We start from the raw sequence: 14,418 nt of genomic DNA, 5'->3' as shown, positions 1-14,418 counted from the left end.
CCTGAAAGGGGAGAAGTCTTTCAAGGGTGGAGTCCGGCGAAAACAGAAGAAAGCCGCGCTGGACGAGTCGTACCTTGCTGACATTCTCGCGGTCTGAAATCTTTCATGCGTTTTCCCTGGAGCCGACGGTATCGGCGCCGTGCAGTTTTCCTCGGCGTTGGATGGCAGCGCTGTGCTGAGCCTGAACGGCGCGACCCTGGTGACCTCAAATGGCGAACGTCTCACCTACCGGCTGAACGATGGAGGAAAGACGCTTGAGGCGACGACGGCCGGTGGCGACGTGGCCTTCGAAATAGCTCTGGCGGCGGATGGCTCCAGCTACGAGGTGAATGTCCTTGATGATGCCATCATGACGCTGGCGGACTCAGGCCAGGCTATCAGTGATGGCAGAACAGAAGTCTTTTATGAAGGGCACAATACCTCTACTCAAGGCCATCGGTTTGTGGCGTTTGACGGTAGCGATGGCGGCCCCGATGTGGTGGTGTCCGCCTGGTCTTTCAATTTTCCGGGCGAGTCCTGGTTGAGAACGGATGGCGGCACCCAATTGGCACCAGGCGGTGACGACAGGACCACGTACAACGAAGTGGCACGTTTCGACTTCGTCGATAATCTGAGCTTTTCCGACGAGGAGCCCAATTGGGAGCAACACCGGGGCGTTACTCGTTTTGAACAGGTAGTCGACCTCGCCAACCTGGATGGGCGGACAACACCCGCATCGTTCAAGGTAACCGCCATTGCCTTGGCCCCTGACGGTGACAACACCAGCGGTCATCCGCACGAGGTCAGCGGCGATGCGCTTGCCCTGGATGTTGATGAGCTCCGTTTTCTGGATGGCTCAGGAAACGACATTACCGCGTCCGTGACGATCGTGGAGAATTCTGATGGAACTCTTTCGGTGTCTGGGGTTCCCGATGGCGCTCGACTCGTCCTCGAGACCGAGAGTGCGTTCGAGGCGATCGAAATCCGCGCCACGAATACCAATACGCGAGTCGGTTTTACCCTGGGGGATTTCGAGTACACCTGGCTGAACGGGACCTTCGATGCTGACGACGCATTGTCCCTGGCGCTGCAGGGAACCGACGGGGATGGTGACACCGCCGAGGGGACTCTGGAGCTTACGCTGCCGGGCAGGGCTCAGTTGGCCGGACTCGACCCTTTCGCTTCCGAACTGGTCGTCAGCGAGGCCAACCTGGCCGATGGTAGTCAGCGCAATAGCAGCGAACTGACACGCGCCGGCAGCTTCGATGTCGATACGCCGGATGGACTCGAGACGCTGAGCATCGGAGGTCGAAGCCTGACGCTTGCCGACCTGCAAGCCTTGTCCGGCGATCCCGTCGCCCTGGATACCCCGTACGGCACTCTGACCTTGACGGGATACAGCGGTGATGCGAGCGGAGGTACGCTCAGCTACGAGTATCTGCTGGAGCGTAAGGTCGACAACGACAGTCAGAGCGGGGCCACGGATACGGAATTCGCGGATAACTTCGCTGTTGAGGTGGTTGATGTCCGGGGCAATACGGCGTCTGGCGAACTGGATGTCGCCATCATCGATGATACTCCCTCTGATTTTGTGGCAGACACCGGGCTCCTGGTGACGGGCTCCAGCGGCCATATCAACTTCGAAGAGGCCGGCGCAGACGGTCTTCGCGATATCGGCTTCGACGCCTCGCTCGATGGACAGCGAGTGTTTGATCAAGATGGTAACGCGCTTTTCCTGGTGACTCGGCCGCTACTCTGGAAGTTGAGTGCCGACGGCTTGACCCTTCAAGCGGTCGCTGGCGACACAGTGGCCTTTGAGGTGGGCCTGGCAGGAGACGGCTCACAGTACGATGTGACCAGCTTCGAGCGTATCAACGCTGGCCAGGTACAATCTGGTTTCGTTCAACGGGATGCCAAGACCTTCGGGGGAGGAAATAGCGCTCGTACCTTTACCAACTCCGCTGATGACGAAGCCCCGGTCGTGTTGTTTACCGGCTATAACACCAATGCCAACAGTGCGATTGGTGCGAATTTCAACAGTGCCAGTAGTGCGGATCGGCTCTTTGTTGGCGGGTTCAACGGCAATGATGCGGGAACGCAGAAGACCGGTGCCAACGAGGTGATGCGCTTCGATTTTGTCGATTCAGCCACCTATGGCGGCCAAGGCCTATCCTGGGGGGAGCATCAAGAGGTCGTTCGCTTCAGCTACGGTATCAACCCCGGCGCGGCCGGCGGTCCTTCCAGTCAGGCAACCTCTACCCATATCTTGCAGGCTATCGTCTATGACGGTGATGGGGGCGGTTCAGGGATACCCTTCGAGCAGCAAGGCAGGGTGCTTGCGCTTTCGCCAGACGATGTGAGATTGCCGTCGGGTGGCAACGTGACGGTGCTGGCTGACGGTAGTCTGAGGATCAGTGGCGTCCCCAGTGGCGGATACGTGCATCTAAACACCGATGAGCCGTTCGAGGCCATCAACTTGTATGGCGTCAGTAATGCCAGTGCCTTCTATCTGACGCGCACGTCGAACTCGGCCTTGACCGAGGCCGGCAGCATCGACATCGCCCTGAGTGCGACCGACAACGACGGGGATGCCGCCAGCGGTACCTTGACGCTGGAAAACAGGGAGGCAGCGATCCCGTCAACGCCGGAAAGCGATGGCGATCCGAGCACCCTGAACCCGACGGCCACCCTCGACGAGGATGGCCTGGCCGGTGGCAACGCTGGCGGCAGCGGCGATGTGGCGGGTGAGGACACGGTCACGAGCGGAACACTGGGCTACAGCTTTGGCAACGATGGCGCTGCGGCGAGCGGGGCCTTTACCTGGAACGTCGCGAGCCTGCCGGGCGATCTGAAGACGGCAGATGGTCGAGCGGTAAGTTTCCAGTTGAGCAGCGATGGCCACACCCTGACCGGCACGGCGAGCGATGGCAGTGGCGGCAGCGAAGACGTGGTCACCATCGCCTTGACCGATCAGAGCAGTGGAGCCTATCAGGTGACGCTGCACCAGGCGCTCGCTCATGCAGCCGGCAACGACGAAAACGATCTGCTGTTCGATGCCACCTATACCATCGTCGACGCCGATGGCAGCCAGGCCGATGGTGCCCTGTCAGTGGTCATCGATGACGATGCCCCGGTGGCGACGAGCGACACCAACGCCATCATCGAGAACATGGCGCCGGTCTCCGGCAACGTGATCGGTGGTCCGGGGGCGTCCAGTGGTGATCAGGCCGACGCCCCCGGTGCTGATGGGGCCAGCGTCACCGCCGTCAGCCAGGGTTCTACCACGGTGTCCTCGTTGAATGCCGACGGCAAGCTGGTGATCAAGGGGCAGTACGGCACCCTGACCCTCGACACCCAGGGCGGCTATAGCTACGCGCTTGATAGTGACAATGCCGAGGTCGCGGCGCTCGACAAGGGCCAGACCGTCGATGAGAGCTTTACCTATACGCTGACCGATGGGGACGGCGATGCCAGTGACGCCAGCCTGACCATTACCGTGACCGCCACCGACAACGACGCCCTGGTGGTTGGAACCAACAGCGACGATACCGTCCAGGGTGGTGGTGGCAATGACGTCCTGATCGGCGACACCGGCGGCAAGTACACCGTGGTGGAGCCGGCGCAGAACTATAACTTGTCCTTTATCCTGGATACGTCGGGCAGCATGGCGTTTAAGCTTGGCGATACCGGCAAGACGCGGCTTGAGGTCGCGGTAGAGGCGCTCAAGGCCAAGCTTGATGAGCTCGCGACGTTTGAGGGCATCATTAATGTACAACTTGTCGGTTTTGCCCAGGCCGCGAAGTCGGAACCGTTCTTGAACTTGTCACAGGACAATGTCCAGGATGCCAAGGACTTTCTGGATTCTTTAGAGGCGAAAGATGGCACCAACTACCAAGAAGCCTTTAACGTCGCCAGCGACTGGATGACGGAAACCAGCTCCAATGGCTACAACAATGTGGCTTACTTCCTGAGTGACGGTAGCCCGACACTTCATAACACCACTGCGGGCACTGGTGTGACCGCTTCGCCCAACGATTCCACTGCGCTGGACGTCTCGCAGGCTGTCAAGGCGTACGAGACACTTGCCCAGATTAGTCAAGTGGAAGCCATTGGTATCGGCAACGATGTCAATCGCGAGATACTCAAGGTGGTTGATAACACCGCTGACGGTGGCTTGACAATGGTGCCGTTACCCTATGCGTCAGGTGAGACGCAATCGGTCGATTATCCAGCAACCTTCGATGCCGGTGACACGGGCAGCCTGGGACAACTGGAGAACTGGCACCAGACAGGTGGCAGCGGGTCGGTCAGCGTCGTGAGAAATGGCAGCAGGACGTATCTACGTATCGCTGACAGCGGCACCAATGATGGAGCTACCACGGTGGTCAGCGACAGCATCACAATGTCTGAGCCGGTTAACGCCAACGACTTCTACAGTCTTGCCTTTACTTACCAGACAAGTGACAGAGAAAGTTCCAACGGAATTGTTCGGGACCACTTTGTCTGGCGAGTGGAAAAGCTGAACGATGATGGCACCTGGGAAGTCGTGTCAAACAATTTCGAGAATGCGGTAGGTACCACCACCACTACCCAGATCATGGCCAATAGTCTGAAAGGGGGGACGTACCGGCTCGCTTTCGATGTGGATAACGGTACCGGTTCGTCCGACTTCGTATTAGCGGTGGGAGGCGTTTCACGCAGTCTCTATCGCTACACCGACGACGAACTGGTGCCAGCCGGTGAAGATCTTATCGTCAATTCCGCCGAGGAGTTCGAGACCGCACTCGATGGTGGCTCGTCTTCCGATGTGCCGCAGGAGGTGGGCAACGACCATCTGATCGGGGGTGCGGGGGACGATATCCTGTTCGGCGATCAGATCGAACCCGCAGGCGTCGGTGGTGAGGCCGGTAGTGGCTACGACGGTCTGGTCGACTATCTGACTGGCCAGAACGGTGCGGAGCCGACCCAGGAAGAGACGCTCGACTTCATCAAGGCCAACTACGACAAGTTGATCGATAAGACCCGTGCCGATGGCGGCCAGGACCTTCTGGAAGGCGGGCAGGGCGACGATCAATTGTTTGCCAGCGCCAACGATGACATCTTGATCGGCGGCGCCGGTGACGACTTCCTGCTGGGTGGACTGGGGGCCGACACCTTCAAATGGAATCTGGGAGACGCCGGCAGTGCCACCGACCCTGCCCTCGACGTGGTCAGCGATTTCCACGTCAAGGACCAGACACAGAGCATGGATCCGAATGCCGACAAGCTGTCCCTGGGGGATCTGCTCAACGACTTTGACTCCTCGAGCACTGACCCTGACCAGTCGGCGCTGGATAGTTTTGTCTTCGCCCAGGAGGAAGACGGTGGCACCGTGCTCTACATCAAGAGCGATGGCGGGCTCGATGATCAGCACAGCAACGCCGATCAGAAGATCACCCTGAGCGGTGTCAGCATGGACGGTCAGTCGTCGGAGGCCTTCCTGACGATGCTGCGTAATTACGGGCAGCTCGACGTGGAGTAGGCCTGGGTCATCATGACCAGAGTTGCCATAAGAGAGAGCCGGGCCACCTTTGGGTGGCCCGGCATTTTCTTGTTCTTGGATTGCGAACAGGATGTCAAAAGGCAACTTTTATTTCTGCTCGATTCCTTTTTTCTTCGTTCTTCGTTCTTCGTTCTTTGCCCCTTTTCCTTTCGCCTTTAATTGCCTATTAAAGATTCGCCTTTCCTGTATGTTCTCCAGCCGGCGGTCTCTTGCAACGGAGTATCTAGTGACACGCTGTTCTAGATCGGGCACAACAGAAAGGAATGTCCTGCAAAATCTGCAATAACAAGCATATCCGTTTACAGCGGAGAGCAGAAAATACCGGAACTGCAAAGAAAAAAGGAAAAATCAGGGCGATACATTTCGAGGTCTAATGTCCTATTGTCCATTGGTACACTGTGTAGCCTCATGTTACATAGATAGCATTATTCGTATTAGTTTGTGATTATATTATTACTTTTATATACGAATATTGCGAGGTCCATGTGCCTGTGACAAACGTCGTCGTCACTTCTATGCAAGGTAAGGCCTGGGCTAAACGCCCGGATGGTGAAGTTATCGCTCTGGAAGAAGGAGATAGCCTGAACGCCGGCGATATCATTGTCACTGCCGAGGGTTCGCGTGTGGCTCTTCAGTTCGATGATGGTAGACCCGCGGCCCTCCTCGTAGGAGCCCAACAGGTTTCGTTGCCCGAAGAGCAGGGACAGGGCGATGCAAGCTCCGTCGACTTTCTGGGCCGGGAGGATGTTTCGAAACTGTTGGAATTGATCGCTGAGGGCTCCACCGACATTCTCGAAGCGCTCGAGGAGCCCAGTGCGGGTGGTGTGGCGGGGGCAAGCCATGATGGGTTTGACTTTGTACGTTTGATGAGAATTACCGAAACCTCTGGCTCACAGTCCTATTCCTTCGGTGATCCTTTCATTGTCGAATCGGCTGGGCACGGGGAGGTGGGTGGTATAGTTGATGACATGGATGATAACGATGCCGACTCGGGCGCTCCGTCAATAGAGTTTGAAGACGGTGATGGAGGGGCAACTGCCGGGTTCCACAGTGCCGTGGAGGGCAGTCAGGCGTTTGTGGCCGGCAGTTTTACTGTGTCGGCGCCGGCTGGAGTCGCATCGATCAGTGTTGGTAGGCGAGACATCGCAGGTACTTCTGACGAGAATCCACTGGTACTTGAAGGGGAGCACGGTACGTTAACCATTACCGGTTTTAATCCGGAAAGCGGAGTCGTTACCTACCAGTACACCGAGAATGGACTGGCTGCCAACCACGCGGCTGGTGACGGTAGCGTGGTTGATCGTTTTGACATCGTGGTGACCGATTCTACCGGTGAAACTGTCAGCGAGAGTCTGGGCATCAACATCCTCGATACCGCCCCGGAGGCCAAGGATGACAGCGCGGCACTGGGTGAAGAGGCGGTGACGGCGATCAGCGGTAATGTGCTCGACAATGACAGCGCCGGCGCCGACAGCATGACCTTTGATGGTTTCACCGGCAACGCCTCCGCCAGCTATGGAAGCTTCATCCACAATGACGACGGTAGCTGGAGCTACCGCGTGGATCCTGACAACGCCGACGTTCAGGCGTTGAAGGACAACCAGACGCTGAAAGAAACCTTCAGCTACACCCTCACCGATGCCGACGGTGATACCAGCAGCGCGACGCTGACGATCACCATCAACGGCAGCGACGACGACGTGCCGACGATCGAGATTCCCGACGGCAACGAGCCGGGCGGCAACGAGCCTGATGGCAACGAGCCGGACGACAGTGATCCGAACGGTCCAGAGGTGGTGGCCGGCGATCACAGCGTGGTGGAAGGTAGCGGAGCCACGGTCACTGGCAGCATGACGGTGGCGGCGGATGCCGGCATCAAGCAGGTGACCCTGACCGACCAGAGTGGCAAGACCGTCGATATCACTGGGGCGAGCACTGGTCCGGGGGCACCCAAGAGCGTTGTGGTGGAAGGCAAGCACGGCAGCGTCACGGTGACCGACTACGACGCGGCCAGCGGCAAGATCACCTACTCCTACACCGAGAATGGCGAGAGGGCAGATCACAGCGATGACGCCACGGTGCTGGACAGCTTTGCGCTGACGGTGACCGACAACGAGGGCGATAGCACGAGCGCCAACCTGGAGATCAACATCCTCGATACCTCACCAGCGGCGGTCGCCGACACCACCGAGACGGCGGAAAACACGGCGAAAACTTACAACGTGTTGACCAATAATGACGGCACAAGCGACACCCAGGGCGATGATGGCGCAATCCTGACCAAGGCCTCGGTCCGGGGTGGGGAAGGCGTCGGTACGGTGGCCATCGCGTCCAACGGTGAGATCACCTTTACTCCGGCAGGGGCCTTCGAAGGCGACGCCGTGATCGACTACACCATCACCGATGGTGACGGAGACAAGTCGTCTTCGACATTGACGGTGAAGGTGGCGCAAGACTCCACCCCCAGCGTTCCCGGAGATGGCGACAACCCGACTACCCAGAGCCCGACGGCGACGGTCGACGAAGACGGGCTTTCCGGTGGCAACGCCGGGGGTAGTGGTGATGTGGCAGGAGTGGCCACCGTCGTGAAAGGCGAGCTGGGCTACCGCTTTGGCGACGATGGCGCCGCCGATAGCAACGCCTTCCAGTGGAACCTGGCTGGTCTGCCCGACGACCTCAAGACAGCGGACGGTCGTGAGGTGAGCTTTGAGCGCAGTACTGATGGCCACACGCTCACCGGAACGGTGACCGATAGCAACTCCGAAAAAGAACCGGTGATCACCATCACCATGGCCGATGAGGCCGAGGGCAAGTACAAGGTGACGCTGCACCAGGCGCTTGAGCATGCGGCAGGCGATGACGAGAACGACCTGACGTTTGACATCGGCTACACCGTGAAGGATGCCGATGGCAGCGAGGTCCAGGGCACGCTGTCGGTGCTGATTGACGATGATACGCCTGTTGTCTGGGAGGCGGAGCAAGCGCAGTTAAAATCTGGCCAGACGGGTGAGGTTCGCTTCGAGGCGGGTGCCGATGACATTGGTAAAGTGACATTCAGCGACGTAATGAACGGTACCGAGGTCACGAGTGTCAATGGCGGGACGCTGCTCACGTCGAACGGCGAGGTTCTGACTTACCAATTGAGTGGCGACGGCAAGACGTTGGAGGCGAAGACCGCGAGTGGCGGCGTGGCCTTCAAGGCGAGCCTGTCGGCGGATGGCTCTACCTACGAGGTAGAGGTCATCGATGAGGGGATCAGGGCATTTGATGATGCCAGCAAGGAAATCAGTGAAGGCAGCAAGCACGTTGTGCGTGAGTTTGGCACCGATGGGTCCGGCTCGGGCCATCGTTTCATCGCCTTTGAGGGTGCCGATGGAGCAGCCGATGTCGTGGCGTCCGCCTGGACCTATAAAGGCCCCTGGGCGTCCTGGTTGCGAACTGATGGGGATACACAACTAGCCGCGGGTCACGACAATCTGACGGGACTCGACGAAGCTGTACGCCTCGATTTCGTTGATAACCTGCGTTTTTCTGACACCGCACCAAGCTGGGATAACCATCGAGGCATTACGCACTTCCGTCAGTTTATCAATGCGGAAAACGGGACGTTGACGGATGTCGGGATCAAAGCGATTGCCTCGGCTCCAGATGGTACCGATACCAGTGGCCATCCGGTTGCCGTCAGCGGCCACGTGCTGGAACTTGCGAAAAGTGATGTTCGCTTGGTGAATGGTGCCGGCAAGGATATCACCTCGTTGGTGACGATTGAGGAAAACGCCGATGGCACCCTCAATGTGAGAAACATTCCCGCCGATGCCCAGCTGGTGCTTACAACCGGCGAGGCCTTTGAAGCGATCGAGTTTCGTGGCTTGGACGGCACAAGGCCATTTTCGGTCGGCGACTTCGCCTATTCCGAGGCGGAGAAAGATCCGGCGCTGTCCTTGTCACTGGCCGGAACGGATGGTGACGGCGACACTGTCGATGGCACCCTGACCCTGGCACTGCCGGATGATGACCAGCTACTCGTCGGAGGCGGTGGCGATGACAGCATCACCGGTGGGAGTGGTGATGATGTGGTTCTCGGTGATGCTGGCGGGAAGCATGCCGTGCTTGAACCTGCCAAGGACTATAACCTTTCCTTTATCGTGGATGTTTCGCCAAGCATGGGCGCCGTGTTGGAAAACGGCAATTCACGCTTCAAGGTGGCGATCGAGGCGATACGTGCCAAGCTTACCGAGCTGGCCGATTTCGAGGGGACAATCCATGTCCAGATCGTGGCGTTCGGCGGGAAGTATTCGCCTTCGATCGCATTCAATGATTTCTCACCTGAAGATCTGGGTGACGTCAATGACTTTCTGGATAGTAGAGCGATTATTTCTGGAACCAATTTCGAGCAAGCCTTTGTTACCGCTACTGAGTGGATGACGGATGTTAGTCGGAGCGGTTTCAATAACGTTGCCTACTTCATGACGGATGGTCAGCCTAATTCTCACAATGACAACGGTCAAGTTGGTGTCAGTGATGCGGGGAATATTACCACCTATAAGGATGTTACCAATGCGCTTGAAGGATACAAACCGCTGGCCGCCATCAGTCGGGTGGAAGCGATCGGGATAGGTGATGATGTAGGTCGCGATTTTCTGAAGATTTTCGACAACACGGCAGATGGTGAGTTGGAGATGGTGCCGATTCCTCTGGAATCCGGGGCTTCGGTAGGCAGTACCGAAATGCTTGCCACTTTTGACACGGGGGACACGGGAAGACTCGCTTCCATCGATAATTGGGCGGTGGAGACAACCAATGGCCACATAGCCATTGATAGAACCCCGGTCGGCACCTATCTGCGCGTTCGAGACAGTGGTGCTGGCGATGGCAGTACTGTCGCCACCAGCGATGCTATCGTCCTGGATGAGCCTGCTGGTACCAACCAGTTCTATACCTTGTCATTTGACTACGTGACCGACACCCCAAACGACTTCGAAAAGGAAGGGAATCCAAGCGACAGATTCTCTTGGTCGCTGGAAATGCAAAATGAGGAAGGCGACTGGGATGTTGTTGCCACCTCGCTGCCAATATCGCCGTCGGGCAGTATCAATAGTAGCTCGACTCAGTTTATGGAAAATGGGTTGAAAGGAGGAACATACAGGCTGCAGTTCGAAGTAGAAAACGCTGCTGGGAACTTCTTCTCACTGCTTATTCATGACATTTCACTCGATCTTTACAGCTATACGGACGACCAGCTTGTACCGGCCGGTGAGGTGGCCATCGTCAATTCTGCCGAGGAGTTTGCAACGGCGCTGGAGGGGGGGGCGTCCTTCGATCAGCCAGCGGACCTTGGCGGTGACACCCTGGACGGTGGCGCGGGTGATGACGTGCTGTTCGGTGATCAGATCGATCCTGCGGGTGTCGGTGGTGAGGCGGGTAGTGGCTATGCTGGGCTCGTCGATTACTTGACCACTCAGAACAGCGGGACAGAGCCGACCCAGAAAGAGATCTTGGCCTTTATCAAGGATAACTATGAAGCCCTGTCGGGTGACAGCCGTAACGACGGTGGTCAGGATCGCATCGCTGGTGGAAAAGGCAACGATCAGCTCTTCGCGGGCAGCGGGGACGACGTGCTGATTGGCGGTGCTGGCGATGACCTGCTGCTGGGTGGGCTCGGTTCCGACACCTTCCAGTGGAGTCTGGGTGATGTCGGTAGTACGACTGACCCCGCCCACGATACGGTAGGTGATTTCCACATCAAGGATGCGGCTCTGAGCATGGATCCAGACGCCGATAAGCTGGCTTTGGGGGATCTGCTCAACGACTTTGACTCCACGAGCACTGACCCCGACCAGTCGGCGCTGGACAGCTTTATCTTTGCCCAGGAGGAGAACGGAGACACCGTGCTCTACATCAAGAGCGATGGCGGGCTCGACGTCCAGCACAGCAACGCCGACCAGAAGATTACCCTGGACGGTGTCAGCATGGAGGGTCAGTCGTCGGAGGCCTTCCTGACGATGCTGCGAACTAACGGGCAGCTCGACGTGGAGTAGAGCATGGGGAACGGCCTTGGTCGTCATGAAGGTCGTCACAAGGAAGACCGGGCCACCTTTGGGTGGCCCGGTCTTTTCTAGTTGGAGGGTCACGGATGGGGCGTCGGTCGAGAGGGCATCAGTAGGGGGCGCAGCAAGAAGGGGTCGAGCTGAGTACACCAGGTGCAGATGATGCTGAGCGACGGCTACTCGGCGCAAGTAAGCCCGACTCAGGTCAGGCGTTCGAGTTCGTCAATATTGGCCAGCGCCTGGTCTCTGTGGCTGCCGCAGATATCGGCGTCGTAGTCGAAGCGCTCGCACACCGCCGGACGCTCGGGTCGGCCGAACAGGCGGCACAGGTTGTCGTCGTCGAGCTGCACGCAGCGGATGCCGGCGGGCTTGCCCGCCGGCATGCCGGGAATCGGGGAGCTGATCGACGGCGCAATGCAGCAGGCGCCGCAGCCGGGGCGGCAGCCCTGTTCGCCGGTCGCTGTGCGGGTCTCTTGCGGCGAGGAGGAGGTGATCAGTTCGCTCATGACGTTGGTTGGCTCATGGCATTCTTCAAATGCGCTTGGTTGTCTCGGTGGTCGGTCTCTCTTGCGGATCTCGAGATGCTATCGAGAAGTTATCGAGACGTTATCGAGGTCGTTCGCCGGGGCTTCTTGCCGTGGCGCCTTTGTCGACGCCTTCATAGGCGCGCACCGCGGTGTCCTCTCCGGTGTCCCGGGCGACGGTCGCCGCCAGCCACTGGGCGATGCGTTCCACCGTGGTGGCGCCGGGCAGGACGTGACAGCGCTCGCGGGGCAGGCGCAGGTGAAACAGGCCCTGGGGTGAGCGGTAGCCGCACTGCAGCGAGTCGCCCAGGGGCTGTTCCAGGTCGTGTTCGTCCACCAGGTAGGTATCGTCGAGCCAGCGGGCGTAGCGGCGCTCGAGCTCCGGCTGTCGCGCGCCGCGCTGAACGATTTCCAGCCGCGAGCGGTGGCCGTGGGCGATACGCTGGCAGTTGCCGACGTGGCGGCGAAGGCCGTGGCTGTAGGTGTAGGCGGCGCCATCGATGGTCTCATCGGCGAGGCTCAGTACGATGCTGGATACCCGCTCGGGCGGTTGGCGCATCAACTGGCGTGACAGGTGCTCGGCCATGGCCTCGGGGGTGATTCTGCGCCAGGGCAGCAGGGTAAAGGCCTGGCGAGGCCCGCGCACCTCCATGGCGTAGGGCGTCGTGGTGCGTACGCAGATACCTTCGCGACACTCGCTGACGCTGACGCCAGGGGCTTCGGTAGGCACCAGCAGGGTGTGATCGGCGCCGCCGTCGAGACGTGCCTTGATCCAGGGTTTGACCTCGCCGAAGTCGAACAGCATGCCGTCTTCACCGAGCTCTCCATCGAGGTCGACGTTGACCAGCCAGCTCGCGCCGATCAGTCCGCGATCGGGGCACCACAGCGACACGTCGAGATGTGTCAGTCGTCGTACAAAGAGTGCCATCAGTCGATTCCCGCGATCTTGTGGGTCTGCAGCGACAGCCGCCAGCGGGGATGCGCCATGCAGTGCGCTACCGTGGCTGAGAGCGGCTCCTTGCGAGCGTCGCTGGCCATCAGCCCGGAGGTGTCCATCGGCTGCAGCAGAAAATGATCGAAGTCCAGGCCCTCGAAACGCTCCGGCGGGGCGTCGGTCTGGGGATGGACGAGCTTCAGCTCGTCACCGCGGGTCTGCACCAGCGGCGCATTGCCCTTGGGGCTGACACATAGCCAGTCGATGCCGTCCGGCGCGGCCAGAGTACCGTTGGTTTCCACGCCAATCTCGAAGCCGGCAGCGTGCACCGCCTCGATCAAGGCGGCATCCAGCTGCAGCAGGGGCTCGCCACCGGTGAACACGACGTAGGGCGTGACACCCTCGTGGGGGTGTGGCCACAAGCGGGTGATGTGCTCGGCCAGGGCGCCGGCGGTGGCAAAGCGTCCGCCGTTCTGACCATCGGTGCCGACGAAGTCGGTGTCGCAGAAGCGACACTGGGCGCTGGCGCGGTCCTGCTCGCGACCCGACCAGAGATTGCAGCCGGCAAAGCGACAGAAGACGCTGGCGCGGCCGGCCTGTACGCCTTCTCCCTGAAGGGTATAGAAGGCTTCCTTGACGCTATACATCCTGGTGCGCTCCGCTCTGGTCTGCCTGTGCAATCGCCGGCTCCTGCCGGGTATTGGCGGCGTAGGCCAACGGATCTTCGATACCCTGGTCGGCGAAGGCGGCGAGCCGCTCCAGACAACTGCCGCAGCGGCCACAGGCCAGGCGCCGGCCCTCGTAACAGGTCCAGGTGTCGCGGTAGTTCAGTCCCATGGCCAGTCCGTCGGCCAGGATCTCGCTCTTGCTGGACCGCAGATAGGGTGCGTGGATCTCTACCGGCGAGAAATTGGCGATGGCGGCCACCGCATTCATCTGCTCGACAAACTCGGGACGACAATCCGGATAGAGCACGTGGTCACCGCCGTGGGCGCCGTAATCGACGCGACTGGCGCCGATATTCACCGCCTTGGCGATGGCCAGCGACAGCAGCACCATGTTGCGATTGGGGACCACGGTGGCGGCGAGGTTGTCTTCGGCGTAGTCACCACCAGGGATCTTGCGATTGGCGTCGGTCAGCGCAGAGTTGTCGATCAAGCCATGAATGGCGGTGATGTCGACGACCTGATGAGGGATCTTCAACTCCTGACAGACATGGCGGGCCACCTCGAGTTCGCGGGCGTGGCGCTGGCCATAGTCGAATGACAGGGCGTGAACTTCGAGGCCTTCGTGCAAGGCGCGATGAAGTACGGTGAAAGAGTCCATGCCACCGGAGTAGATCACCACGGTGGAGCGGGAAGTCGTGCTCATGAAGGGGGTCTCGATTCGGAG

The 14,418-nt window shown here is 59.4% G+C and carries 6 protein-coding genes; 2 read left to right on the top strand and 4 right to left on the bottom strand.

What is annotated here, in order from left to right:
• Positions 1-139 precede the first annotated feature (139 nt).
• Both KUW00_RS22550 and KUW00_RS11210 read left to right on the top strand, forming a co-directional pair.
• Complete coding sequence (locus tag KUW00_RS22550; protein WP_222569093.1) at positions 140-5,500, top strand: VWA domain-containing protein; 5,361 nt, start codon at positions 140-142, stop codon at positions 5,498-5,500.
• A gap of 512 nt (positions 5,501-6,012) precedes the next feature.
• On the top strand, positions 6,013-11,559 hold the full coding sequence (locus KUW00_RS11210) for a retention module-containing protein (protein WP_222569092.1): 5,547 nt from the start codon (positions 6,013-6,015) through the stop codon (positions 11,557-11,559).
• 209 nt (positions 11,560-11,768) lie between these two features.
• On the opposite strand, the gene KUW00_RS11205 is transcribed toward KUW00_RS11210, so the two are convergent.
• The 4 genes from KUW00_RS11205 to queC form a co-directional block, all read right to left on the bottom strand.
• On the bottom strand, positions 11,769-12,074 hold the full coding sequence (locus tag KUW00_RS11205; protein WP_124804677.1) for a YkgJ family cysteine cluster protein: 306 nt from the start codon (positions 12,072-12,074) through the stop codon (positions 11,769-11,771).
• A 100-nt stretch (positions 12,075-12,174) separates the two neighbouring features.
• Positions 12,175-13,020, bottom strand: a complete 846-nt coding sequence (locus tag KUW00_RS11200) for a 6-carboxytetrahydropterin synthase (RefSeq protein WP_222569091.1) — start codon at positions 13,018-13,020, stop codon at positions 12,175-12,177.
• Positions 13,020-13,673 (bottom strand): 7-carboxy-7-deazaguanine synthase, encoded by a 654-nt coding sequence (gene queE / locus KUW00_RS11195; protein WP_222569090.1) that lies wholly within the window; start codon positions 13,671-13,673, stop codon positions 13,020-13,022. Before queE ends, KUW00_RS11200 begins: the two co-directional genes overlap by 1 nt.
• Positions 13,666-14,397 (bottom strand): 7-cyano-7-deazaguanine synthase QueC, encoded by a 732-nt coding sequence (gene queC / locus KUW00_RS11190; protein WP_222569089.1) that lies wholly within the window; start codon positions 14,395-14,397, stop codon positions 13,666-13,668. Before queC ends, queE begins: the two co-directional genes overlap by 8 nt.
• Positions 14,398-14,418: the final 21 nt, after the last annotated feature.

It is taken from the genome of Halomonas sp. DP5N14-9 (genome assembly GCF_019802175.1).
GTDB lineage: Bacteria > Pseudomonadota > Gammaproteobacteria > Pseudomonadales > Halomonadaceae > Halomonas > Halomonas litopenaei.
The sequence above is the reverse complement of the archived record's forward strand: the minus strand, read 5'-3'. Positions and strand labels throughout refer to the sequence as shown.